The 25,074-nt window shown below is 51.7% G+C and carries 20 protein-coding genes; 9 read left to right on the top strand and 11 right to left on the bottom strand.

Going from position 1 to position 25,074, the window contains the following annotated elements:
- The 7 genes from AB1690_00665 to hypB all read left to right on the top strand — a co-directional run.
- Positions 1–1,801, top strand: a 1,801-nt coding sequence (locus AB1690_00665) for a CoB--CoM heterodisulfide reductase iron-sulfur subunit A family protein (protein MEW6013812.1), incomplete at its 5' end; no start/stop codon positions are given.
- On the top strand, positions 1,794–2,294 hold the full coding sequence (locus AB1690_00670; protein ID MEW6013813.1) for a hydrogenase iron-sulfur subunit: 501 nt from the start codon (positions 1,794–1,796) through the stop codon (positions 2,292–2,294). The genes AB1690_00665 and AB1690_00670, both read left to right, overlap by 8 nt.
- The gene (locus tag AB1690_00675; GenBank protein ID MEW6013814.1) at positions 2,291–3,271 is read left to right on the top strand and encodes an oxidoreductase; all 981 of its coding nucleotides are present in this window, start codon (positions 2,291–2,293) and stop codon (positions 3,269–3,271) included. The genes AB1690_00670 and AB1690_00675 overlap by 4 nt, the downstream gene beginning before the upstream one ends.
- 2 nt (positions 3,272–3,273) lie before the next feature.
- Positions 3,274–4,746 carry a Ni/Fe hydrogenase subunit alpha gene (locus tag AB1690_00680; protein ID MEW6013815.1) on the top strand — a complete coding sequence of 491 codons (1,473 nt, stop codon included), beginning with the start codon at positions 3,274–3,276 and terminating at the stop codon, positions 4,744–4,746.
- Positions 4,743–5,210, top strand: coding sequence for a hydrogenase maturation protease (locus AB1690_00685; protein MEW6013816.1), 468 nt, complete (start codon positions 4,743–4,745; stop codon positions 5,208–5,210). Before AB1690_00680 ends, AB1690_00685 begins: the two co-directional genes overlap by 4 nt.
- Positions 5,203–5,544: a hydrogenase maturation nickel metallochaperone HypA gene (gene hypA, locus AB1690_00690; protein ID MEW6013817.1), complete on the top strand. Its 342-nt coding sequence runs from the start codon at positions 5,203–5,205 to the stop codon at positions 5,542–5,544. The genes AB1690_00685 and hypA overlap by 8 nt, the downstream gene beginning before the upstream one ends.
- Before the next feature lie 22 nt (positions 5,545–5,566).
- Positions 5,567–6,226, top strand: coding sequence for a hydrogenase nickel incorporation protein HypB (hypB, locus tag AB1690_00695; GenBank protein MEW6013818.1), 660 nt, complete (start codon positions 5,567–5,569; stop codon positions 6,224–6,226).
- A gap of 682 nt (positions 6,227–6,908) precedes the next feature.
- Here hypB and AB1690_00700 read toward each other — a convergent pair.
- Entirely contained in the window at positions 6,909–7,292 is a 384-nt protein-coding gene (locus tag AB1690_00700; GenBank protein MEW6013819.1) for a VOC family protein, read from the bottom strand.
- Positions 7,293–7,485: 193 nt separating this feature from the next.
- Here AB1690_00700 and AB1690_00705 point away from each other — a divergent pair, with 193 nt between their 5' ends.
- Together AB1690_00705 and AB1690_00710 are read left to right on the top strand one after the other, a co-directional pair.
- The gene (locus AB1690_00705; GenBank protein ID MEW6013820.1) at positions 7,486–10,767 is read left to right on the top strand and encodes a PDZ domain-containing protein; all 3,282 of its coding nucleotides are present in this window, start codon (positions 7,486–7,488) and stop codon (positions 10,765–10,767) included.
- 203 nt (positions 10,768–10,970) lie between these two features.
- On the top strand, positions 10,971–12,608 hold the full coding sequence (locus AB1690_00710; GenBank protein ID MEW6013821.1) for a M14 family zinc carboxypeptidase: 1,638 nt from the start codon (positions 10,971–10,973) through the stop codon (positions 12,606–12,608).
- Positions 12,609–12,767: 159 nt separating this feature from the next.
- Here the strand turns inward: AB1690_00710 and AB1690_00715 are convergent, their stop codons facing one another.
- The 10 genes from AB1690_00715 to AB1690_00760 all read right to left on the bottom strand — a co-directional run bounded on the left by AB1690_00715 (position 12,768) and on the right by AB1690_00760 (position 24,779).
- Positions 12,768–13,904 carry a cytochrome c3 family protein gene (locus AB1690_00715; protein ID MEW6013822.1) on the bottom strand — a complete coding sequence of 379 codons (1,137 nt, stop codon included), beginning with the start codon at positions 13,902–13,904 and terminating at the stop codon, positions 12,768–12,770.
- A gap of 366 nt (positions 13,905–14,270) precedes the next feature.
- Entirely contained in the window at positions 14,271–15,245 is a 975-nt protein-coding gene (locus AB1690_00720) for an NHL repeat-containing protein (GenBank protein ID MEW6013823.1), read from the bottom strand.
- Between the two features lie 7 nt (positions 15,246–15,252).
- Positions 15,253–15,849 (bottom strand): hypothetical protein, encoded by a 597-nt coding sequence (locus AB1690_00725; GenBank protein MEW6013824.1) that lies wholly within the window; start codon positions 15,847–15,849, stop codon positions 15,253–15,255.
- Complete coding sequence (locus AB1690_00730) at positions 15,846–16,427, bottom strand: hypothetical protein (protein ID MEW6013825.1); 582 nt, start codon at positions 16,425–16,427, stop codon at positions 15,846–15,848. Before AB1690_00730 ends, AB1690_00725 begins: the two co-directional genes overlap by 4 nt.
- A gap of 16 nt (positions 16,428–16,443) precedes the next feature.
- Positions 16,444–18,165, bottom strand: a complete 1,722-nt coding sequence (locus AB1690_00735) for a hypothetical protein (protein ID MEW6013826.1) — start codon at positions 18,163–18,165, stop codon at positions 16,444–16,446.
- Positions 18,165–19,250, bottom strand: coding sequence for a hypothetical protein (locus AB1690_00740; GenBank protein ID MEW6013827.1), 1,086 nt, complete (start codon positions 19,248–19,250; stop codon positions 18,165–18,167). The genes AB1690_00735 and AB1690_00740 overlap by 1 nt, the downstream gene beginning before the upstream one ends.
- Positions 19,251–19,264: 14 nt before the next feature.
- Entirely contained in the window at positions 19,265–20,221 is a 957-nt protein-coding gene (locus AB1690_00745) for a cytochrome c3 family protein (GenBank protein MEW6013828.1), read from the bottom strand.
- Between the two features lie 7 nt (positions 20,222–20,228).
- Complete coding sequence (locus AB1690_00750) at positions 20,229–21,095, bottom strand: hypothetical protein (GenBank protein MEW6013829.1); 867 nt, start codon at positions 21,093–21,095, stop codon at positions 20,229–20,231.
- 53 nt (positions 21,096–21,148) lie between these two features.
- A complete protein-coding gene (locus AB1690_00755) occupies positions 21,149–24,349 on the bottom strand; it encodes a cytochrome c3 family protein (protein MEW6013830.1) in 3,201 nt (1,066 codons plus the stop codon).
- A 10-nt stretch (positions 24,350–24,359) separates the two neighbouring features.
- Positions 24,360–24,779, bottom strand: coding sequence for a hypothetical protein (locus AB1690_00760; protein ID MEW6013831.1), 420 nt, complete (start codon positions 24,777–24,779; stop codon positions 24,360–24,362).
- Between the last annotated feature and the right edge of the window lie 295 nt (positions 24,780–25,074).

The following is a 25,074-nucleotide window of genomic DNA, read 5'->3' on the forward strand; positions in this document are numbered from 1 at the left end:
CGGCAAAATCGACCGGGTGGTGGTGGCATCCTGCTCCCCCTTGATGCACGAAGCAACCTTCCGCAAGGCGACTCTTGCCGGCGGACAGAATCCTTTCTTTTTCCAGATGGCTAATATCCGGGAGCATGTCTCCTGGGTGACATTTGACAAGGAGATGGCGACGGTGAAGGCGAAAGCGTTGATAGCCGGCGCCGTCAAGAGAGTCGCCCGGCACAAACCGCTGGAGAAGACACGGGTGCCGGTGAATCCTGATGTCCTGATAGTCGGCGGCGGTATTGCCGGTATCCATGCCGCCTTGACCATCGCCGATTCCGGCAAGAAAGTTTATCTGGTTGAAAAGGAGCCGACCATCGGCGGCCATATGGCGAAATTCGACAAGACCTTCCCGACACTGGATTGCGCCGCCTGCATACTGACACCAAAGATGTCGGCGGTGCGCTCTCATCCCAATATCATTCTCTGGAGTTATTCCGAAGTCAGCCAGGTGGATGGATATGTCGGCAATTTCAAAGTCAAAGTCCGCCGAAAACCGCGCTATATCGATGAGGAGCTTTGTGTCGGTTGTTACGAGTGCATCGAGAAATGCATTTTCAAGAAAGCCAAATTCGAAGACGAATTCAATATCGGGCTCAGTCAGCGCAAACCGATATATATCCCTTTCCCGCAGGCGACCCCGCTGGTGGCGCTAATCGACCCGGAAACCTGCACCGAGTTCCGCACCGGCAAATGCAAGAAAACCTGTGTCGATGCCTGCGAACGAAAGGCAATCGATTTTAAGCAGAAGGAAGAGATCAAAGAGATTGAGGTAGGGGCAATAATCCTGGCAACCGGATTTAAAGTTTTTGACGCTTCAAGAGTTCCCCGATACGGCTACGGTAAATACCCCAATGTATTTACCAGTCTTGAAATCGAGAGGCTGGTCAACGCTTCCGGACCTACCGGCGGCGAAGTCCGCTTGAAGGACGGTCGAAAGCCGACCTCGGTAGGAATAATACATTGTGTTGGCAGCCGCGATATCAACACCAATCGTTACTGCTCTCGTCTCTGTTGTATGGCGTCGCTCAAGCTGGCGCATCTGATAAAAGAGCGGACCGGTGCCGAAGTTTATAACTTCTATATCGATATTCGGGCAGCCGGAAAAGGGTATGAGGAGTTCTACGATAAACTTCTCAAAGAGGGAATCCATTTCATCCGCGGCCGAGTGGCGGAGGTCAGCGACTGGACCATGACGGCTGACGAAGAAGGAAAACTGGTTATCCGCGCTGAAGATACTCTGATCGGGGTGGTGCGACGGATTCCGGTTGATATGGTAGTTCTGGCGGTCGGGCTGGAACCATCGGCTGACGCCGACGATATCCGCCGGATGTTCAATATCAGCTGCAGTTATGAAGGTTGGTTTCTGGAGCGACATCCCAAACTGGCGCCGGTTTCGACCTTCACCGACGGTATCTCGCTTGCCGGTGCCTGCCAGGGTCCGAAAGATATTCCCGACAGTGTGGCACAGGCGGGTGCCGCCGCCGCCGAGGCGCTGGCGCTTATCGATAAAGGGTATGTAGAGCTGGAACCGAATACCGCCTTCGTGCAGGAAGAGTTCTGTTCCGGTTGTCGAACCTGTATTGCTCTCTGTCCCTATAGCGCGATAGGTTTCAGCGCCGATGTCAATCGCGCGTCAGTAAATGGCGCCCTCTGCAAAGGATGCGGCACCTGCGTTGCCGCCTGCCCCTCGGGAGCGCTCCAGCAGAATCTCTTTACGGATGAACAGATTTTCGAAGAAATCAGGGGAGTAATGAACTATGTCTGATAAAAATAAAGCCAACAGCGGTAACTTCGAGCCGCGCATTGTCGCCTTTTTCTGCAACTGGTGCACCTATACCGCGGCGGATTTAGCCGGAACCGCGAGAATGACCTATGCCCCCAATGCCCGGGTGGTGCGAGTCATGTGCTCCGGGCGGCTGGACCCGCAGTTCATCCTGATGGCGCTGCGGGAGGGAGCCGACGGCGTTCTGATCGGCGGATGCCACCCCGGCGACTGTCATTATCAGGAGGGGAATTACAAAACCCTGCGACGCTTCACCCTTCTTAAAAGGCTGCTACAAGATATGGGAATTGAAAATGAACGGGTGCGCATGGAATGGATTGCCGCCTCCGAAGGTGACCGGGTGCAGAAAGTAATGAATGAAATGACCGAGCAGTTGAAAAAACTGGGACCGTTACATCTGGAACCGGTGCCTATCGATACCGTCCATAAGAAAGTCGAGGAGTCGGTGGCGCAAGCCGAGGGGGTAAAGATATGAGCAAGCCGAAAGTGGGGTTTTACTGGTGCGCCGCCTGTGGCGGCTGTGAGGAAGCGGTGGTGGACCTCAACGAGGATATTCTAAAGGTTGTCGCCGCCGTTGATATTCTCTTCTGGCCCGTAGCCTTGGATTTCAAACGGGAAGATGTTGAAAAACTTAATGACCGCGAACTGGCGGTCTGTTTCATAAACGGCGCCATTCGCTCGTCGGAGCAGTTTGAGATGGTGGAACTGCTGAGAAAGAAATCGGGACTCTTGATTGCTTTTGGAAGTTGCTCTCATCTCGGCGGCATACCCGGGCTGGCAAATCTTTTCAATAGAGAAGCAATCCTGGCCAACTCATACAAAGAGGTCTTCAGCGTTGAAAATCCGCAGGGGATATATCCGCAGCAATCATGTCAGGTTCCGGAAGGAACGGTAACTCTCCCCGCTCTCTGGAACACGGTTAAAGCACTCGACCAGGTAATCGATGTCGATTATTACCTGCCCGGCTGCCCCCCTCCGGTAGAACTGATAAAAGACGCGGTGGCGGCGATTCTGGGAGGAAAGTTGCCGGCAAAGGGGACTGTCTTAGCCCCCGATAAGGCGCTCTGTGAGGTCTGCCCCCGTAAAGAATCGAAACCGGAGAAACCGCAACTGCGGGAATTCAAACGTCCACACGAGTTAGTAATTGATACCGAGAAATGCCTTCTAGCGCAGGGGCTTCTTTGTCTCGGGAGCGCCACCCGCTCCGGATGCGGCTCGGCCTGTGTCAATGGCAATATGCCCTGCACCGGCTGTATGGGACCAACCAGCCGGGTGCTTGATTATGGCGCCAAAGCGCTTTCGGCGATTGCTTCACTGGTCGGCTCCAATGACGAAAAAGAAATTGCCGCTATATTAGGCAAGATAGCCGACCCGACCGGTACTTTCTATCGCTACTCGCTTCCGGCATCATTGCTCCACCGCACCTATAACTCAGGGCAGGGAGGTAATTAAGAATGAAAAGAGAAATCCTGATAGACCCCATTACCCGGCTGGAAGGGCACGGCAAGATTGATATCTTCCTGAATGAAAAAGGTGATGTTGACCGGGCTTATCTGCAGATTCCGGAACTGCGGGGGTTCGAGAAATTTGCCGAAGGACGTCCCGCCGAAGATATGCCGCAGATAACCTCGCGCATCTGTGGTGTCTGTCCGACCGCCCACCATATGGCGGCGACCCGCGCTCTGGACGACCTGTACAAAGTCGAACCGCCCGATTCGGCTAAGAAAATAAGAGAGCTGATCTATTCCCTTTTCTTTGTGGAAGACCATGCCCTCCATTTCTTTTTCCTGGGCGGACCTGATTTCGTGGTGGGACCAACCGCCCCGAAAGGAGAGCGGAATATCCTCGGCGTTCTGGGGAAGGTCGGTCTGGAAGTCGGCAAAGAGGTTATCGGTTTGCGGAAAGAACTTCGCGAACTGATATCACTTGCCGGCGGCAAAGTGATTCATCCTGTCTTTGGCTTGCCCGGCGGTGTGGCCCGCCCGCTAAAGAAAGAGGAGCAGTCGAAATTTATCGCCGGCGCCGAGCATGCCGTCAAGTTCGCCCAGTTTTCACTGGGGATATTTAATGACGTTGTTCTCAAAAACAAGCAGTATGTTGATTGGATTCTCTCGGATACTTACACCCATAAGACATATTATATGGGACAGGTTGATGGGCAAAATCGGGTCAACTTCTACGAAGGCAACATTCGCGTGGTCGCCCCGGACGGCAAAGAGTTTCTGAAATTCAAGCCGCAGGAATATCTCAAACATATCGCCGAGCATGTGGAACCCTGGAGTTTTATTAAGTTCTGCTTTCTGAAAGATATCGGGTGGAAAGGTTTTGAAGAAGGCGCCGACAGCGGCATTTATGCCGTGGCGCCGCTGGCGCGGCTGAATGCATCCGACGGCATGGCGACCCCGCTGGCTCAGGAGGCATATGAGCAGTTCTTCGCAACCCTTGGCGGCAGGCCGGTTCATCATACGCTCGCCAATCACTGGGCGCGCTTGATTGAACTCCTGTACGCCGCGGAAAGAAGCCGCGAACTGGCGAAGGATCCGGAAATTATCAATCCCAATGTGCGCACTATCCCCACGGAGATACCTGAAGAAGGTATCGGAGTGGTTGAGGCGCCGCGCGGCACCCTTTTCCATCATTATCAAACCGACGAAAAAGGAATCGTAAAAAAAGCGAACTTGATTGTCGCCACGCAGAATAATGCGGCGCGGATTGCGATGTCGGTCGATAAAGCCGCAAAAGGTCTGATAAAAGGAGGAAAAGTCGATGATGGCTTGCTGAATATGGTCGAGATGGGCTTTCGCGCCTATGACCCCTGTCATGGATGCGCCACCCACTGCCTGCCGGGACAGACTCCCCTCTGGGTGCGGCTTTTTGACGCCAAAAATGGACTTATTCAGGAGATAAAACATAACGGTGACCTGTGAAAGTACTTGTGTTAGGGCTGGGAAATGAGTTACTTTCCGACGATGCCGTCGGAATTCTAACAGTCCGACGGCTCAGTGAGGAGTTGAAGGGCCAGGCTGATTTTGCCGAGAGCGCGGTTTGCGGCCTGGCTCTCCTCGATTACTTTATCGGCTATGATAAGGCAATTATTATAGACGCCATAAAAACTGGTCAAAATTCTCCCGGAACCGTGATGAGCCTCGATTCCGATCATATCCCCGCGGTGGAAGCCCCCTCCCCCCATTACGCCGGTCTCCCTGAACTGCTGGCATTATCAAATGAACTCAAAATCGATTTCCCGCAGGAAATAAAGATATTTGCGGTTGAAGTTGCCGACCCGTACACCATTGGAGGCAAGATATCCCCGGCTGTAGTTAACGGAATGCGGGAGCTATTTGATTTGGTCGCTCGCCAGCTGCGGGAATGGAATATGGCTTATGCATGAGCTCCGTATTGCCGAAAGCATTATGCAGTCCGCTCTCGAGGAGATGACCCGTCGGAATCTTCATTCGATAACCGCTATCGGTCTTCGGATTGGCGCTCTCTCCGGTGTCAATATCTCCTCGCTCGAATTTGGATTTGAATCGATAATTCCGGAAACGGCTCTGGCTCATGCCAAATTGCAAATCGAAGAGGTTCCGGTGCGGGGGGAATGCCGCAGCTGCGGCAAAGATTTTGAGGTCAATGAGTTTATTTTCGTCTGCCCCCACTGTTATTCTACCAATATTAATATCACTGCCGGGCAGGAATTAGACCTGGTGTACATTGAAGCAGAATGAAGAGGATTTGAAAGACTCTGTCATGACAAAAAGAATCGCCCTTGAGAAAAAAGTTCTCTCGGAAAACGACCGGATTGCCGCCGAAATCCGGAAGATGCTGGGAAGCAAAAAAATTGTCGCCTTGAATCTGGTGAGTTCGCCCGGTTCCGGGAAAACGTCATTGTTGGAAAAGAGCCTGGCCGCACTAAAGAGCGAAATCAAAATGGCGTTGATTGCCGGCGATGTGCAGACTGAAAACGACGCCAATCGTCTGAAAAGAACCGGGGGCGAAGCGGTCTGTTCCATTGTCACCGGCGGCGCCTGCCATCTTGACGCCCGGATGGTCGAAAGGGCGATCGCTTCCATGAACCTGGAAGGTATCCAGATACTTTTTATTGAGAATGTCGGAAATCTGGTCTGCCCCTCAAGTTATGACCTGGGTGAAGAGATGAAAGTGGCGCTCATAAGCACCACCGAAGGGGACGACAAACCGTTGAAATATCCGGCGATGTTCCGTCGCGCATCCGTCATGGTCATTAATAAAATCGACCTGCTCGGCTTATCTGATTTTGATATGGCAAAGGTCAGGAAAAACGCGCTTCAGATAAACGGGGGCTTGAAAATCTTTGAGGTATCCTGCCGTACCGGCGACGGGCTGAATGACTGGTACAACTGGCTCCGAAATCTGACCGGCAGACAATAAGGCCCGGTCGAATTGGAAATAAGCGTCATTTAGCCTGGAATAGTTGACGACCTGAGTCAATTGTGACCTGGGTTGCCAGGTCGTAAAGTGCACTCCGCTTTCTTCACTGGCACTCCCTCTAATGGAGTATTAGAAGCTCTAAGAGCGTCATTTCGAGGAGCCATTCACAGAATAAATCGTCCTGCGGTATAAAAAGCGTCAATGCGAGGAGCCGCGCGGCCTCCCCGTTCCAACAGGGAGCGGATAGCGCGGCGAAGCAATCTTTTCTTGTTGCGGGTCTCTCGGGCAGGGGTGAACCCTGCCCCTACCGTCATTCCAGCGTACACTGGAATCCACCTCTATAGAACCTGCCTTCGTGGTCAAAACTACGCCGCTGATTGACGCGTCAGTTCACGCTTCGAAAGGATTCGAAAGTAGGGGTCGACCCGTGTGTCGACCCGAAATCATTCCCCGTTTCGAACGGGGGATGATTTCAACAATGGGCGAACGAGCCGGTTCACCTCTACGGAAGATTGTCACCCCCCCGCTTGTTATTCGCAATAACCACGAAACTCGGGGGGATTTTGACCGATAACGCTAAAGAGGCGCACGGCTGTGCGCCCCTGCGATTTTGTCAGAAATTCAGATGCCTTAATGATGGCGGGAAAAGAGCGGAGAAGTTTTCGCCCTTCGCTATCGAGCATCACTTGGCATTCGGGTCGGACTGCATCATCCCGAAAATATTCCCTTCGGTGTCTTTGCAATAGACCAGCCATCCCACTCCCGGTATCGGCGTTTTCGGCACCACCACTTTTCCGCCCGCTTTGGTGGCGCTGGAGGCATGCTTATCCACCGATGGCACATCAACCGTGCAGACATAAGCGATGACCGCATCGCCGTCGATAGCGCCGCGCCGTCTCACCAGGCCGCCGTCAATACCGGGCTGCGCGCGGTCCCCGGTCGTTATCAGCCAGTACTCCATGGGGCCATCCCATTTCTGAAATTTCCACCCCAGTACTTCCGAATAAAACTTAATAGCGCGTTCAGGGTTGTCCGCCTGAATCTCGAAATGAATCACTCGCGGCATAACTACTTCCTCAGTTAAAGGTTCATCTTATTGTGAAATCTGATAATTTTCTAATGCCAATTGCCAAAACAGGACCATTCAGTTAAATTCACTCTCCAGATTTTTAAAACCTTGTTGCTAACAATACGTAAAGAAATTGAATAGATTGGACTATGGTATATCACATTACAATCACTTCTTTAACGGAGTCCCCATGAAAAGAGATTTTATGGTGACGCTGCTTTTCTTGGTATTTTTCAGCTGCCTGGGAATGGCTCAGGATACCAATGAGGCGCGCCTGCTGCGTTTCCCGGATGTTTCCCGGGACAATATCACATTTATTTATGCCGGTGATATCTATGTCGCCCCGCGTGGGGGAGGACAGGCTATCCGCATAACCAGCCATGAAGGTTACGAGTTCTTTCCAAAATTTTCGCCCGATGGCAAAATGATTGCCTTCGGAGGAAAATATGATGGTGATTACTCGGTCTATGTCATTCCCACCGGCGGCGGAAGTCCCAAGAGGCTTACTTTTCACCCCGGCATCCAGAATACCAGTGAACGGTTCGGTCCCGAGAATATTGTCATGGGGTGGTCGAAGGACAGTTCGAAAGTTCTCTTCCGCTCCCGCGCCGAATCGATGACCTGGTGGGACGGGCGAGCCTATCTGGTGGACACCAGCGGCGGCCTTCCCCGCCCGCTTCCGATGGCGGTAGCTGGTTTCACCAGTTTTTCGCCTGATTCCAAGAAAGTCGCTTATTGCCCAATCTACCGAGACTTCCGCACCTGGAAGCGATATAAGGGAGGGATGGCGCAGGATATCTGGATTTATGACCTCGAAAACAATAGCTCGGAAAAGATAACCGACTGGGTCGGCACCGACAACATGCCGATGTGGTACGGCGACAAAATATATTTCAACTCCGACCGGACCGGAACTTTAAACATTTTCTGTTATGACACCAAAACCAAAGAGACTCGCCAGGTCACGAAATTCACCGAATATGATGTCCGCTGGCCCAGCCTCGGCGATAACGCCATAGCCTTTGAGAACGGCGGATATATTCATCTGCTGGAGCTTCCGGCAGAGCAGTTGCGCAAGGTGACTGTCAATCTTATTACTGACCATCATACCGTCCGCCCCGAATTTGTCAAACTTGCCGACAGAGTATCTGATTTTGATATCGCCCCGGATGGCAAACGGGGTCTCTTTGTCGCTCGCGGCGAACTGTTCACGGTGCCGGCAAAGGAAGGAGAAACCCGCAATCTGACCGGGCAGACCTCCGGGGCGCGGGAAAGCGCCGCCCGCTGGTCGCCAGACGGGAAATGGATATCTTATATCTCTGACGAGAACGGCGAGGGCGAGATTTACCTGGTCGCAACCAACGGAAAAGAGAAGGTGCGTCTCACCAACGACGGGCATTGCCGACGCTTTACGCCGGAATGGTCACCCGACAGCAAAATGCTGGTCTTTTCCGACAAGGAACTGAATCTATACTACATCGATATCGCTTCCCGGAAAACGACCAGAATCGACAAGTCGGAGCGGAATGAAATTCGCAATTATGTCTGGTCGCCCGACAGCAAATTCCTGGCGTATAATAAGACGCTGGACAATAATATCATGGCTATCTTTGTCTATTCATTTGCCGATGGCAAAGTCCGCCAGATTACCCCCGGATTTACAAACGACTACGCTCCCGCTTTCGACCCGGAAGGAAAGTATCTGTATTTCCTCTCGGAGCGGAATTTCAATCCGATGCTGGGCAGTTACGAATTCTTCTCCATCAATAACGCCATTACCAATCTGTACCTGATTCTTCTATCGGCCGATGAAAAATCCCCTTTTGAGCCAAAAGAAGAAGAGGCTGTCGAGGAAAAGAAAGATGAAAAGCCCAAGGAAGGCAAGAAAGGCGGCAAAGAAGAATCACCGGAGGAAAAACCGGTAGAAGTAAAAATTGATTTTGAAGGCATCTACAGCCGTCAGGTCGCCTTCGACCTTCCCGCCGGCGAATATGATGGCATCGCGGCGATTAAGGGGGCGGTCTTCTATTTTTCATTTCCGCTATCGGGGCTGAAGGGAAGAATTGGAAAAGATGAGACGGTCCTGCACAAGTATGACCTGAAAGAGAAGAAAGATTCCGATTTTGCGGTCGGGCTGAACAATTATTCTCTCACCGCCAAAGGCGATAAGATAATGATTCGGAAAGGGAACGACTTCTTCATCACCGAAACCGGAGGCAAGAAAGCTGACTTAGAGGAGAAGCGGGTTGACCTTTCCCGGATGGAGATGAAAGTTGACCATCTGGTCGAGTATAATCAGATGTACAAAGAAGCCTGGCGTCTGCAACGGGACTATTTTTACGACCCCAACATGCACGGCGTTGACTGGAAGAAGATGCATGACCGCTACGCCGCCATGCTCCCCTTTGTCCAGCACCGCTACGACCTGACCTATCTAATAGGCGAGATGATTGGGGAGCTCTGCTGCTCGCACACCTACACCGGCGGGGGCGAGATGCCGCAGGTCAGACCCAGCAGAATCGGGCTACTCGGGGTCGATTTCGAAGTTGATGAAGCATCGAACCGTATCAAGATTGCTCGTATCCTGCAGGGAGAAAACTGGGATGAGCAGCTGCGCTCTCCCCTGCGTGATCCCGGGGTGAATGTTAAGGAAGGAGAATACTTGCTGGCGATAAACGGCCTTCCGATAACCGGCGATATTGACCCCTATTCTTTGACGGAGAATATGGTCGGCAAGAAAATCACTTTGACAGTGAATAATCGTCCCGATATGACCGGCGCCCGTGAAGTCACCGTCAAGCCGATTGCCGAGGAAGAAATCCTTCGCTATTATAACTGGGTGGAAGAGCGACGTCGCTATGTCGATTCCGTATCCGGCGGAAAAATCGGATATCTCCATATTCCCGATATGGATACTTTCGGGCTGGTGCGTTTTATGAAAATGTTCTACCACCAGATACGCAAGGAAGGATTGATAATCGATGTCCGGTACAACGGCGGGGGATTTGTTTCGACTCTGATTCTGCAAAGGCTGCGACAGGAACTGCGGGCGATGGGGGCATCGCGCAACTTCAAAGAAGCCCCGCGCGGCATCTACGCCCATATGATTACACTGACCAATGAGTTCTCCTGCTCTGACGGCGATTATTTCCCCTATTTCTTCAGAGAATATAAATTGGGACCCTTAATGGGCAAACGGACCTGGGGAGGAGTGGTCGGTATTCGCGGATTCCCCTCTCTTCTTGACGGCGGCTACTGCACTGTCCCGGAATTCTCCATTTATGACCTCAAAGGAAACTGGATTATGGAGAATGTGGGAGTCGTGCCGGATATGGAAGTGGAGAATCTGCCGGAACGATTGGTCGCCGGATATGATGACCAGCTTCTTCAAGCTCTGGAGTACTTGAATAAAAAGATTAAAGAGGAGCCTCATATTTTGCCGCCGCGGCCGGCACCCCCTACTCCGCGGTGATGATGACTCTGTAAACCGTCAAGCGACTAAACTGCAAAGAGGAAGGGTTTCTTTCCCTTCCTCTTTTTGCTTCTGCGCGGTCATCGCGCTATGTTCAATCAAACATTTCGTTGACATTTATCCATTTTGAAGTATACTGAAAATATAATTCGACCTTACTGCAGAATCTAGAGGAATTGACAGCGCATCGTTACAGAGATAAATTGAAGGCACCAATTCCTTCTCCAGCGGCAGGAAAGCAGAGACTTAAAATCGGGCTCCTTCCCCTGCTTGTCACTTTATTGATATTGGCGTCAACGCCATCTTCCGCCGCCACAGAATACTACTTTAAATTTACAGTCGATTCCCGCGAACAGATTGCGTCGCTGACCAGGATTGTCTCCATTGATAATGTTAGAGGTGATACTGTCTATGCCTACGCCAATGAGCAGGAAATGAGCGCCTTCCAGAAGCTGAATCTTGCCTACACCCTCCTGCCTCACCCGGGAAAACTTCTGGTTCCCAGGATGACAGCCTTGCCGGCGGAAATGCTCGACTGGGACAGCTATCCCACCTACACCGCTTATGTCGATATGATGAACCAATTCGCCGCCAGTTACCCCAATCTTTGCACCATCTATGATGCCGGGTTATCGCTCCAGGGAAGGCAGATACTCTTCGCCCGTATCTCAGACAATGTCGGCGCGGAAGAAGATGAGCCGGAAGTGATGTACACCAGTTCCATTCATGGTGATGAACTTACCGGATATGTTCTGATGTTGCGGCTTATTGATTATCTGTTGAGTAATTATGGCGCCGATTCTCTGGTCACCCGTCTGGTGGACAGCTGCGATATCTGGATTAATCCGTTAGCCAACCCGGATGGCACCTATGCCGGCGGCAACAATAGTGTCTATTCGGCGACTCGCGGGAACGCCAATGGCGTCGATTTGAACCGGAATTTTCCCGATCCGGAGAACGGCGACCACCCGGATGGCCGTGTCTGGCAACCGGAAACGGTAGTTATGATGAATCTGGCAGGAGCGAGAAACTTTGTCATCTCGGCGAATTTTCATGGCGGTATTGAGGTGGTCAACTACCCCTGGGATACCTGGCCCCGGTGGCATCCAGACAATGACTGGTATGTCTATGTCTGCCGCCAGTACGCCGAGACCGCCCAGGCTTACAGCCCGGTCGGGTATATGAATGACCTGGTGGATGGAATAACCAATGGATACGCCTGGTACGAGGTGAACGGCGGCCGACAGGATTTTATGAACTGGTGGCATCACTGCCGGGAAGTAACTATCGAGATTTCTGGAACCAAACTTCTCAATCCGGCGCTCCTGCCGGCTCACTGGGATTATAACCAGGTAGCCTTTCTGGACTGGCTGGAGAATTCGCTTTACGGCATTCGGGGAATCGTTACTGATATTTCGACCGGGTTGCCGCTTGATGGCAAAATGAGAATCTTATCACATGATTTTGACAGCTCTGAAGTCCGGACCGATCCGGCGGTCGGCAATTACCACCGAATGATATTCCCGGGAACATATGAGATTGAATTCAGCGCTGATGGATACTTCCCTGATACTGTCCATTCAGTAACGGTGGCGCCGTACAGCGCCACTCGTGTCGATATCGCCTTGGAACCGCTTTATCTTTGCGGAGATGCCAACGGCAACGGCCTGGTGAATATTCTCGATGTCGCTTACCTTTTGCAGTACCTTTATCGCAGTGGTTTACCGCCTGAACCCTTTGCCGCCGGCGATGCCGACGGCAATGGCAAAATTGGTATTCTCGATGCCACTTATATCATAGGGTATCTATATAAGCAGGGACCGGCTCCTGTCTGCCGCTAATAAATTATCAGTATTCTGATAAGAACCCGGCTCAATTAAGCCGGGTTTTCCATTGATATTGCCTTATACACTTTGCTGATTGTCCGGATTTATAAATCGAGGATAAAAAGAAAGGGAAGGAGCCAGAGGTTCCTTCCCTCAGAGAGTATATAAACCAAATTACAGAGTAACCTGAACGTGGCACTGTCCGCAGACAGCCTTGTAGTTGGCGCCATCGCCATTCTCGCCATAGTTGGCCGCTCCGGTCGCCCAAATCAGACCAAAAGCGCGGGTATTGCCGTGTGCCTTATGGCAAGACATACAGGACGGAGTCAAATCTGTCGGAGTGGATGCTCCCATAGCGGTTCCCCAGGTTCCCCAGTTGCCGGTCGGAGACATAACCTGCACCCGATAGGCGCGAGCGCCGAAAGCGCGGCTGATACTGGAATGTCCACCACCCTGTGCGCCGATATTGGCGTCGGCGGTGGGGTGACGATACCATTCCTGACCGGCGGTGCCGGCGGTATTGCGCATGTTGGCGTCAGCTGACGAACCGTGGAAATTGGTATGACACTGTTTGCAGAAGTCACCATAAGCGGAAACGGCGGCATTCGGCTCGTTGAAATCAACATTCCGAATGTCGTAGTGGTCGCCGCCATAGCTTGCCGAACGCTCGAATACATCTCTACCCAGGTCGTTGGTTCCTACCGCATAAGAGACACCGGCGGTATTGGTGCCGGTAATATTAAAGGCAAGATTGCGATAAGCGCTGGTAGAAACTCCGCCCGTCGGCGCCGGGTTGCCACGGCCATGCTGCGTATGACAGTTGATGCAATTGAGACCATCCGGGTTTGACCAGTTCCCGCCGGGAGCGGCGTCGGTGCTTCCCAGAGTATGACCGGTAGCGTCAAAATATGGCGCGACATTGTCGCGATTCAGGGCGCCGGCCTGACGACCGTTAGTCGGAAGCGCTCCGCCATTCTCAGCGAGAACATCAGGAGCAAACGACTGATTGTCATGGCAGGTCAGGCAAAGGTCATTAATATGATTTCTCAGCAGGTAGTGGTAAGGACCATCGGTGCCCAAATCTACCGTAATGCCGGTGCCATTGGCATTGTAGCCGTGCGTCTGGCTATAGTGCATAACATGGCATTCCTGACAAGCCAGTGTCGTCCCCGTATGATAGTCACCGGCGATAGCGCTGCTCATCACTAATGCCACTAAAGCAGTTAAGAGATAAAGTACCTTCCTCATTGTGCTTCTCATTTCACCTCCTTTCATTTTGATATTCTTCATTCCGAAATCTTTCCGTTCCATAATTTCTCCTTTTGAGATACAAGATTGAATCGACATTTCTTCTCTTAATTGAGTTTCCTTCGCTTCATTTGCAACCTTTCCTGCCACAATTAGCCTTTTCTGGGGTAAAGATATGAGACCGTTTGGTAATGTCTGATGTCGTTTGCTGTCGGTAACGGTCTCATTAAGCTGCTCGAATTCAGGAACTTGTAATTAGCGAGTAAATTTGTCTCTTATTGATATCAAACCTAATTTTTACCTTGTGAAAAGAATAACAAAATAGTCCTGATTTGTCAAGCACAAAATTGGACAAATTTAATAATATTTGCGCCCCCATTATGGAATTTCAGTATAAAGATTACTTTAATGTAAGGTTTTATATATGAATCACTTAAGCAGGAATCGCTGAATCCGGTTGCCAACCTTCTCAGAGACAAAAAAGTGCCCATCCCCTGAAAATACGATGCCGGCAGGATATTGATACTCACCAAGTTTGTACCCAAATCCCCCCACCTGAACGAGCATATCCCCTTCGGGATTATAGACTTTGACAACCTGTCGGAGACCGTCTGTAACCCAGATGAGAGTGCCATCAATGGAGTCTTTTGAGACGGCAATTCCGGAAGGAAGCGATAGGTCGGGCTCTTCGATATCATGCCCGGCGAATCCTGAGATATAGTTGCCGGCGGTATCAAAAATCTTGATTGCCGGCACGGAATAAAGGTCGGTCATGTACAGCAGCCCGTCACTTTCGGTAACTGCAAGAATTGTATTCAGTTCGGATGGAAGCGGTCCTTTTTTGCCTATCACCCGAATCAATTTAAGATTCTTATCCAGCATTAATAAGGCGGTAATATTGCCGGTAACACCGAGATAGAGATTGTCAGCGACATCAATTGCCAGGCATTCCGGGCGCGCTTTGACCGCGCTATCACCAAGAATCTGCCCCACCGTGAGCTTTTCCAGCGGTGTCCCCCGGAAATCAAGGACTTCCAGATATTCAACCAGGTTATCGATGACAATAATCTCGCCGAGGCTGTTCACCGCCACCGCTTTCGGTTCCCCCTTTATAATCATACCGGTATAGCGGTCCCGTACGAAATGGTCAAAGGAATAAAGCGGTTTTAGATTCCGGTCATAGATTAAAATCCGGTTGTTGCCGGCATCGGCTACAGTCAGCTCTCCGGAGCGCTTATCAAAAAAGATAGCGCGTGGGCTCCGCAGATTAATCCCCATCCCATCGTCGAAGGTAATGGCATCAAAAGTTATCCGCGAAGCGATGTCGCCGGTTTCCGATATTTTGGGAATTATCAAGAAGAGCGCGAGAAGCAGAAGCAGATATAAATATCTTGAGCCGCGCATAAACCGCCTAATCAAAAAGCGCTGTCAGGTCCTGAACCGCTTCTTCGACCATTTGACGGGCAAGAGCCTCTGCTGATTTTATCGCTCCGATACCGAAGGCAACCTCACCCCGGTCGCCGCGACCATTGTTAGTCGCTACCCAGACGGTCTTCTTGCTGCGGCAGTCAATCATTCGGCAATTAAGGGAAACTTGCGGGACTCGCCCCAGGTAACTGTTGTCATATTCCTCGAATTCCAGCACGGCGCCGGTCAGGATGAAGTCGAGGTCTAAGCGGGAAGCGAGAGTATCGATTTGCGCCTCAGTAATTTGGGTAGATGAGCGCACCCGGAACTGCCGCAAGAGGTCATAAGTCTCTCCGTACTCAACGGTTTCAAACTTCTTAATCCCTTTCATGATGGTCTGGAAGTAATCGGTTATCTTCTCCGCCGCTTTCTCCGTGCCGCTCAGGTTCTCAAAAGGGATTACCGCCACTCGCGAGGTCGATGGGAACCTCTCTTCAATCCTCTTCTTGGCAACCATCTGGGTAGCGCATCCCCCTAAAGAGAAAAGAATCGCCGCCGCCAGCATCAGCGACATAGTTTCCCGCATCAATCCCCGGTTCATTTCAGACTCCTGGCAAATGCCCTAACCGCCTCGCGGCAGACTTTGGCTGTCATTTCACCGAGGGTATGGGTTTCGCCGAAAGAAAAGACCGGAAATTTCGGTCCCCCTTTCTGGGTCTGCTCAAAACTCCAGACTACTTTTCCGGTCTGGCAGTCAATGAAGCGAACAATTATAGAGACCAGCGGAAATTCCGTCTGTCCCGAGCGGACCATGCCGTAGTCTTTCACGGCGCCGACAAAAATCCCCTCCACCTTAGCCTCTCGCCCGATGGCTATAGCATCCTCGCTTGAAAACGATTCCGGTAAATTTAGCGGCATCTCTTTTATCACTGCCCTGGTTGCTTTCGAGAAGTCACCGGCGTTGGCGACTTCAATATCTTTTAGAAAGAGAAGTTCCGTCCGGAAACTGGAGGTCACCTTTTCTCCGGCGTTGTTATCGCTGCTTAAATTCGAGAAAGTCATTAAGCCGACCCGGCTGTAGAAACCAAAATCAGCCTCTTCATTGACATAGACCCGATACCCGCCGCACGAAGACAATAGAAGCAAGAGAAGCGGCAGGAACAAGATTGAGATTTTCATATTATGTAACCTGTTTCTATATTTTTATATTCAAATTCATCTGAAGCGACCTGTTGATTGCTCTTCCCTCCGCCTGATACTCTGTCCGGCTGTACAGATAGCCGGTAATCAGGGTTATCTGGCGGCTCAAATATGTCACCAGTTCGAGATTGAAGGTCCGGGGACGGGTCACTTTTTCTGCCAATGGCAGACCGGCGCCAGCGGCTTCTTCTCTTGCCTGGCGTTGACTGTTGAAGGCAAAATAGAAGCTGAATGCCCGGCGGAAACTGTAACTGATATATCCATTCCAGGCGCCGCTGCTGTTGCGGCTGCCGACATTAAACTCGCTGTAGATATAAGTAAGATTCAAGTTCAGATTGGGACGGGGATTATAGGATAAGCCGAGATTGAAATTTTGAGAGTAACTTCGTCCCAAACGAAGCTTCGCCCCCTGGTACAGCGATGTAAATCCCACCCGTCCTTCCATCTTGCGGTTTATGGTAAGCCTCGTATCGACCGAGCCGTTGCTTTGGTACCGGGAGTTGTCGTCGATCGGGTCGCTGTTATGCATTACCGAGAAATCGACATAGGTTCGCATATAATAGTAAGGTTTGAAGCTGAAAGAGAAAAAGTAATTGTCCAGAGCGTATTGGCTCTTATCGATAACGGCTACAGTATTGCCGACAGTATCGGTCAAGGTAATCAGCCGGTCAGACTGCTGATAGACGGTGCGGTTGAAGCTAAGTCGGCTGTCGACACCGCTTCGAAAATAACGGCTCAGCCCGGCGCCAAAAGAAATATATTCGACAATCCGGTTCCCGCCGCTTTCATCACTAATCTGGTAACTCTTGGTCAATTGAAAATTGAGATATCCGGTCGGCGCCAGTCCGGCCTGAGCGGAAATATTCTGATTTCCGGCGTCAAGCTCGCCGGCCCGTTCAAGCACCTCGATAAATCTTCCCGAATATGCCGCGCTCAGACTCAATTTCTTGAATTCATAACTGCTGAATAAGGCGGTAGCGGAATGCGTCCGGGAGCGCTGGCTGCGGATATCGTCCACCAGACGGTCGGTCTGATAATAATTATAAGTGGCAGAAAAATTCCCGACCCTCCCCAGCATCTCGGTAACGCCGGCCGAGCCGGAGTATGTCCGCGTCACAGTTTCTTTTCCTCCCGGGAGGAAATTCGACTGTGTCAAGTTGTTATAGTTGGCGCGAAGTGATACTGCCCCTTTCTGATAAATCGATTCCGCCACGAAATTGCGGCTGCGTCCGTCATATCTCCTGATAACCTCTTTGTCATAGTTGCCGGTTTGATTGAAGATGAGGCTGAGTGAGGGATAATCCGGATAATTGATATGCAATCCGCCTCTCCAGTTGCGATAATAGAGATAAAATGGCTCGCCGCCGGCCGGAGTAGTAGTCAACCGGCGATAAGGCGAGTAGCTGAAATTGAGAAGATAGCCGTAACTTTTGAGGTCGAAATAAAATATCGGGCGGAATTGATGATAATTGGTGTAGGAGAATTCTTGTCGGTCAAGATTTGCCGCCAGACGAATCCAGTTCTTGACAAAGAGGTCGTCCTCATAATTGAGAAGAATGCTCTCGCGGGTCAGGTCATCCTGACGCTCAATCTGGTTTGATTCGTCGACATGCTGATAGTAGAAAGCGACATTTCCGTATAGACGCCCGCTTACAGCTGTATTGACGGCAAACAGCAATATCAGGAGTAACAATCCGACAGCCGGCCGACGATTCATCAGTTCTCACCCTCTGACGGATTATGTACATTATTGGCATTGGGTCCTGAATAGTCCCGCCCATGGCAGTCATAACAGTGGCGGGCGCCGTTGAATGCGTGGTCCGGAATTTCGCCTGGCAGCGGCCGCGGGGTAATCCCTTCCACGGAGCCTCCCCCCTGGCCGTCACTGGAGGGATGACACCCAAAACAGAATCGTCGCACCTGGATGTTATCTTCTTTAATATTGTTTAAGCCATACCAGCCGGGGCGCTGGTCGCTGAGCAGATAACCGTTGCTACCCTGACCGTTGTACCCTTCGGAGCCATGCGGGTTATGGCAGTCGAAGCAAGGGAGTCGGGCGCCGGATGGCACAAAGGAACCGCCGTGCGATAACCCGTGGCCCGTTCTTGTTCCGGGATTAACCGAACGGTCGTAATAGTCGGCAATATAACGGGAGGATTCATCCATTCCAACCGGTCCATTGACACTGTGACAGGTGAAACAGAGAAGATAGTTTTCGGTGGTAAAGCCGGTCTGAGACCCGACAATGCCCGAGTAGGTGGTATCGAGCATATCATGCCGGGCGCTGCCGCCATGCACATCGTGACAGTTGTCGCAGGAACCAAAACCGAGGGCATCTTTTAGCGGCATGTCGGGGTCGCTGTAATGAGAGGAAAAAGCGGTGTTTTCCCAGATAATCTGTCCGGGCCAGCGCACCAAATGGTGGGTTCCGGGAACTCTAATGCCGCCGCTGTTGAATTCAAAGTATCCGGGATCGCTGGAGCCAAGCGGCATCCGGTCCGATTCCTGCGCCGGATAACCGGAGGTGGCTCCGGCCGGGCGGTCGGCATGACATCCCCCCATCGATTGTGAGAAACATAAGCGATTGGAGTTCTCCTGAAACAACCCGAAAGGATAACCGTTGCCGCCATCATGTCCCTTATGGCACTGGGCACAACTTCCTCTCGGATAGTCGCCGGTTCGAAGTACTCCAGTCAGAGAGGAGCCGTGAGGCGACTGACTATAGGTGCCGTCGGCGCCGGAGAGTCTCCAGACCCCGCATAGAGCCGTGATAATAATGACGAATTTGGCTGCCGTTTTCATAAAGACTCAGAATATCATTTGTTATGGCACTGCTGGCATCCGGCATTGAAACTTGCGCCTCCTTCTTTGAAGGGCCAGAGAAAAGAGGAAGCGTAGTTTCCGCCGTGAGCCTTATGGCAACTCCCGCAGAATACCCGGTCTCCGGACGAGGGAAGTAGTGATGCCGCAAATCCGGTCGCCAAAGGGGATTCGAACGGAACCCGCCGGATACCGCCAGCGGTCAAGTCGAATCCTTCGCCGACGCCGGAAATCCAGTGTTGCGGGTCGGCATGCAGGTCTCCGACAAACTGATTCAAGGCGACCCGGTCCGGATGCCCGTTGAAATGCGCCGGAGGTACCGAGCTTTCATTAATCCCTAATATATCATGACAACTGACACACCATTCGGACAGACCGGAGCGGTAACCGACGTTTCCGCGTTCATAGGCGGCGATTGAGCCGGCAGATGTAGGAGGGGTATCCGGCAGACGTCCTGTCAGCACCTCTTTCCCCTCCTCAATTATCAAAGAATCGCCCACATCTTCGGGGTCGTGAAGAAGATTCCGATAGTTGCTGTTCCCATGGACGGCATGACAGCTGGCGCAGGTCAGGGTATTCGATTTTGCCGTTGATTGAAGCGGTGTTGTCACAGTGATACCGAGTGTATGATTGTGCGAATCATACAATCCCCCATCCCGGAAGAAACCGGCGGCGCTCTCTCCCGAGAGAGTGCCGCTGTACATCTCCACCGGATGCGAGACATCCGGCGCCGTCGGGTCGGAACCGTCATGACAGGAGAGACAGAGCTCATTGACCGAGCTTTTCACCAAAAGATAGGAATAAGGTCCGCCGGGAAGTTCCAGTCCTTCTTCGGTCGAATGCTGAAGATGACAGTCCTTGCAATGCGAGGTGGTTCCGATATGCCAGTTCCCCCCGGAAGCAGCATTGCCGAAGATCAGAAGAAAGCCTGATATCAATAATGAATAACGCACGGTTTCCTCAGTTTTCCCAGTCGGCGCTCAGAAGTCCGCGGAATTCATCAATCATATAAATCTGGCCCGCAGCGGTAACAGTCATTGCCGCAATGCTGGCGGGGGCATATCCCAGCGGCAACAGATTAATTTCTCGGCCGCTCTGGTCATAGAGCCGCAACTGCGAATTGGTGCGGTCGGCGACAACTATTCTCTCAGTCCGATCGACCGCCACCGCTGTTGCCTCCCATCCGCGCTCCAGACCCGGTTTGTCCCATCCACCATAGAACAAGAATTTTCCATTGCCGTCAAAGACCTGGAGAGGATAATTCTTAAGGTCCGTAACGAGAATCTTGCCTGAAAAATCAACCGTCATAAGCGATGGCGCCCATAATTTCCCTCTTCCCTGTCCGCCTGATATCAGAACCTGACCTTCCTCCCAGCTGCTGTCGGCCCGAAGAATCGAACCGGATTTATCATCCAGAATAAGATAATCCCCGCCTGGTCTTTTGACCAACTGTTTCACGGAGATTTTGCGTTTGAAGACTTCTTCCAGATTTGCCACCGTGTCGATTTTCTGCGGCTCATTCTCCCGGCACTTAAATACCAGTGACGTATTGGCGGCCGTGAACAATATCTCATTTTCAGAATCAAATGCAACGGTCAGCGGCGGCTCGATTTTTACATTTTCCCCTGCCCCCCAGAGAACCTCGCCGCGGTAATCAATGACCAGGATTCGTCCGGTGATGTTATCGGCCAGGGCAATCCGGTCTCCGGTGGGAGAGAGCGCCAGATGTGATGGCCTGAATCCGCTGTAGCGTGAGGCGGCGCTTTTCCATTCCATCGGATTCAGCTGCGAGTATGACGGCGCTGCCATGCCCAAAAAGCAGAGCATCAACAATGTCCCAAAGCAGGCGCCAGTAAATGCAGAAACAGTTTTTATTCTCATCAGTGCATCGAAACGCCGTGACAGACAATACAAAGTTTCCGGTCTTTATCGGCAATCAGTATCGAACTATATTCGCTGGAATGCGGCGAGTGGCAACTGACACAGTCCAGCACATCTTTTGTGCGCGGGTCGGTGACCCCTTCGCCCATCGGATGGTAATGCGTCTTTTTTGTGTCAGGATGGCAGGTTGAGCAGAGAGCCATAATATCTTCGGTATCAAGCAGCCCCTTGTAATCGGCGCTGTGCGGTTGATGGCAATTACCGCAGTCTTCAAAAGCGATCTGGTGACGCACCTTGCCGGTGAATTCGGAGCCATTATGGCAAGTCAAACAGGTCTTGTAACCGTCTTTAATCTGCAGGCTCTTTCCGAATCCCACGTGCGGGGAATGGCAGCCGGTGCAACCGTCATCGCTTCTCACCGGTTCGTGCACAACAGCGCGAGCCATCTGGGGCGCAAAGTCATTATGGCAGTCAAGGCAGAGCTGTTTGGGAGATTTATTCAGATTGGTTGCCACTGTTCCCTGATGGCAGGAGCTGCATTCTTTCGCGCTGAATGGCTGATGCGCCTGGGGTAGAAGCAGTCCGGGAACGTTTTTAGTTCCGGCGTGAGGCGCGTGGCAACTCTGGCAATCGGCATCAGAGACATCAAAACCGCTGTGCGCTTGAGTTATCTTTGTCGATTTCAAATCATGACATTTGCCGCAGAGCTCCTCTTTATTGCTGACCAGGAGAGCCTCATTCTTACCGGCATGAGGCAAATGACAGGCGCCGCATTCCCCAGTCAGAAGTGGTTTATGAGCTGGACCTGCGTTCAGTTCCTTCTTCACATCGTCATGACAACTCAGACAGAAGGTCTCTTTCGGTTTATTTATTAGCCCGGCGTTGTCGGAGGCATGCGGTTCGTGGCAATCGAGGCATTTTCCGGCATGAAACGGCTCATGCTGTGATGACAGTCGGCGCAAATCTTTCAGGTCGCCATGACAACCAAAGCAAAGCTGGTTATCTTCAGCGCGCAGCAATTTCTGCCGGTCGGAAGCATGGGCGGCATGGCAGGTGAGACAATCGCCTCCGGCAAAAGCGGCATGCTGATGTTTCTTGCTCATATCGGCAGTTACGCCGTCATGACATACCTGGCAGAGTTCGCTCACATCGGCCGCCAATTGGATTTTGCCGTCGCTTCCTTGGGTATGGCATCCCTCGCAATCTTTCGTTTCGTAAGGGGGATGATTACCTGCCCGCAGCAATTTCGGCTTCTCTGAAATATGAGGATTATGGCAATCGAGGCAGTCGGCGGAAGATAAGTCATAGTTGTCGTGCGCTGCCGCCAGCGAATCGTTCAGAGTATGGCAACTGCCGCAAAGGGCCGAGGCTGAGTCTTTGACAAAAGCAAAATGAGACGAACCATGCGGCGCATGACAGGCGTCGCACTTCCCTTCCTCTACCGGCTTATGCACTCCCTGCCGACGGAATTTCTCGGCGAGGTCATCATGGCAGGTGTAACAGAGGTCGGATGATTTGTCCGTAAGATGCGGCACCCGTCCCACCATTCGGCCATCAATATTGACTTTCGTAATCCGTCCTGTGAGCAGGTTTTCCCGTGTTGCCCCGTGCGGATTATGACAACCGGTGCAGTCCCCTTCCTGCGCCGGAGTATGCGCGAAATTCTGATTGATTTGAAGTTCATCATAGTCGTGGCAGCTGGCGCAGAGTTCTTCTTCATGAGTGGAGAGAAGATGCAACTGTTCTGAGTAATGGGGTTTGTGGCAGGTCAGGCAATCTTCCGTTGCCGGTGGATGGGGGAATTCCATTGCCGTCCTGGTGCCGATATCGGCGTGACATTTGAGACAGAGTGCCTGCCCGCCGTCCCGCACCAGATGCGCCTTGTCGCTGAAATGCGGTTGATGGCATTCGACACAGTTTGAAGTCAGATATGGCTGATGCCCGGAGCGAGCCATCAATGCGGTCTGGTCGACGCCGTGACAATTAACACAGAGGTCACCCGGCTTCGTCTTGAGAACCGGGGCGGCTACCCCTTCATGCGGGTCATGACAGGTAAGGCAATCATCGAGCGCGGCATGAACAGTCAAGGCAGAATCTTTGCGCGCCACAAAATCGGTATGGCATTCCAGACAGAGAGCCGAGCCGTCCCGGCGCACCAGCGCTTTATTTTCGGAGCCGTGCACTTCGTGGCATTTACTGCACTCACCTGCCAGAGCCGGAAGATGCGGCGCTTTCCCCTGGCCGCCGACAATATCGGTATGACAGTCGGCGCAAAGTTCAATCTCCGCTTTTTTAAGGAGGCTTTCATGACGCGATGAGTGCGGGTCGTGACAATCAACACAATTGTCAGTAGCAACAGCAGCATGGGGATACGGTTTTTCGGCTCCGCGCGCTTGCTCATCATGACAATTGGTGCAGACTGCTGCCGGAGTAGTTCCCTCTTCAAAAGCAACCTGCCCTACCGTGTCGGGCAGAGAATGACAAGTAGTGCAATCACCGGAGGCAAAAGGAGCATGGGTATTGTCGGAAAGAAGCGCCGCATTTGCCGAAGAGTGACCGGAATGGCAAGCCGAACATTGGAGCGATTCGGTATTCTTGTCCTTATGCGCCGCCTGGAGAGCGCGGTCCGTCGCTTTGTGGCATTCCGCGCAGAGGTCATTCGCCGCTGTCCGAAGCAGGCCATCATGAGGGCTATTGTGAGCAGAGTGGCATCGGCCACAATCAAGGTCGGTAAATGGCGGATGTTTATGCTCCGCCGTCAGTGACTCTTTGAGGTCGGTCTGATGACAGATAAGGCAGGATAGCGGGTCATCGGCTCCCTCTATTCCGGTGCGAAGGAGAAATCTTTTATCGGAAGCATGGGGGTCATGACAATCCCAGCACACCCCTTTCTCCACCGGAAAATGCTTTTGCCCGACGGAGAAAGGCTCTTTCAGCTCAGCGTGACAGCTGTAACAGAGTTCGGAACTGTTGTCTTTGAGAATCAGCTGTTGGGAAAATCCATGTCTCTTATGGCATGATTCGCAATTTTGCTCCTTGACCGGCTGATGAATCACCCTCCGGGAGCCGTAACTCTTCTTCGCTTCCTGATGACAGTCGTAGCAGGTCTTTGCCGCGAACGAGGCGGAGGCAAAAGCAAGCGTTGCAACAATCGCCCCCAGAACTCCCCGCAGCAGTCGCGTCCGGAACTGATTTGTCATGGATTTGCCTTTATTTTTCCTCTGGCAACTTTATATACTTGTCGCCGACCTTGAAATCAACCAGTTTGAACCCGAAGAGATTGTCGCGACGATAATGCGGGGCATCCATTACATAAAAGCCCCAGCTCTCTTGAACCCGGCCATCTTCCAATGTGAGACGAACAAGAACTGCAGGGTTATATAAGGTATCCGACATCTGAAGATACTTTCCACTGTCGGTTATCCCCAGGTGAGGATTGAATTTCAAAATCTCCGCTTTGAGTTCCTCTTCGCCTACCAGAAAAACCTCTCCCAGGGCGACTGTATCGACCTGCCGAAAATTGGGAAACAGACGATGCCGAGTCTCGACAATAAATCTCTCTTCAGATTCCAACGTGCGGGAGGAATCAGATGATTGAGCGCCACCTATGGCGGTTAAAATCAAAAACACTGAGCATACCCGGAAAGTTATTGCAATGAATGAGTTCTGCATAGACTACATTATCCTTCTCAAATTTGTGAAAAAAGTAACAAAATTTGTCCTGTTTGTCAAGCATTATCCGGTCGAACGACTATTTTTCTCTCCATTATTCTACAATTGTATCGGAATAAGGTACATTATATCACTCCTTTGCGCTACAAGAACTTGTATAGAATGATTCTGTGATAATCTCTACCGACTGGTAGAGATTACGCAACCTCTGCTTAAACCCGTCTGCATCATCTGTACCCGACTCCTTTTAGAC

The organism is Candidatus Zixiibacteriota bacterium (assembly GCA_040753495.1).
In the GTDB taxonomy this organism is placed as follows: Bacteria; Zixibacteria; MSB-5A5; order GN15; family PGXB01; genus DYGG01.

Bases quoted from the DNA above. Each gene is read 5' to 3' on its own strand.
- AB1690_00670 (MEW6013813.1), top strand. From the start codon at position 1,794: ATGTCTGATAAAAATAAAGCCAACAGCGGTAACTTCGAGCCGCGCATT.
- AB1690_00675 (MEW6013814.1), top strand. From the start codon at position 2,291: ATGAGCAAGCCGAAAGTGGGGTTTTACTGGTGCGCCGCCTGTGGCGGC.
- AB1690_00680 (MEW6013815.1), top strand. From the start codon at position 3,274: ATGAAAAGAGAAATCCTGATAGACCCCATTACCCGGCTGGAAGGGCAC.
- hypA (MEW6013817.1), top strand. From the start codon at position 5,203: ATGCATGAGCTCCGTATTGCCGAAAGCATTATGCAGTCCGCTCTCGAG.
- hypB (MEW6013818.1), top strand. From the start codon at position 5,567: ATGACAAAAAGAATCGCCCTTGAGAAAAAAGTTCTCTCGGAAAACGAC.
- AB1690_00700 (MEW6013819.1), bottom strand. From the start codon at position 7,292: ATGCCGCGAGTGATTCATTTCGAGATTCAGGCGGACAACCCTGAACGC.
- AB1690_00705 (MEW6013820.1), top strand. From the start codon at position 7,486: ATGAAAAGAGATTTTATGGTGACGCTGCTTTTCTTGGTATTTTTCAGC.
- AB1690_00715 (MEW6013822.1), bottom strand. From the start codon at position 13,904: ATGGAACGGAAAGATTTCGGAATGAAGAATATCAAAATGAAAGGAGGT.
- AB1690_00720 (MEW6013823.1), bottom strand. From the start codon at position 15,245: ATGCGCGGCTCAAGATATTTATATCTGCTTCTGCTTCTCGCGCTCTTC.
- AB1690_00725 (MEW6013824.1), bottom strand. From the start codon at position 15,849: ATGAACCGGGGATTGATGCGGGAAACTATGTCGCTGATGCTGGCGGCG.
- AB1690_00730 (MEW6013825.1), bottom strand. From the start codon at position 16,427: ATGAAAATCTCAATCTTGTTCCTGCCGCTTCTCTTGCTTCTATTGTCT.
- AB1690_00735 (MEW6013826.1), bottom strand. From the start codon at position 18,165: ATGAATCGTCGGCCGGCTGTCGGATTGTTACTCCTGATATTGCTGTTT.
- AB1690_00740 (MEW6013827.1), bottom strand. From the start codon at position 19,250: ATGAAAACGGCAGCCAAATTCGTCATTATTATCACGGCTCTATGCGGG.
- AB1690_00750 (MEW6013829.1), bottom strand. From the start codon at position 21,095: ATGCTCTGCTTTTTGGGCATGGCAGCGCCGTCATACTCGCAGCTGAAT.
- AB1690_00755 (MEW6013830.1), bottom strand. From the start codon at position 24,349: ATGACAAATCAGTTCCGGACGCGACTGCTGCGGGGAGTTCTGGGGGCG.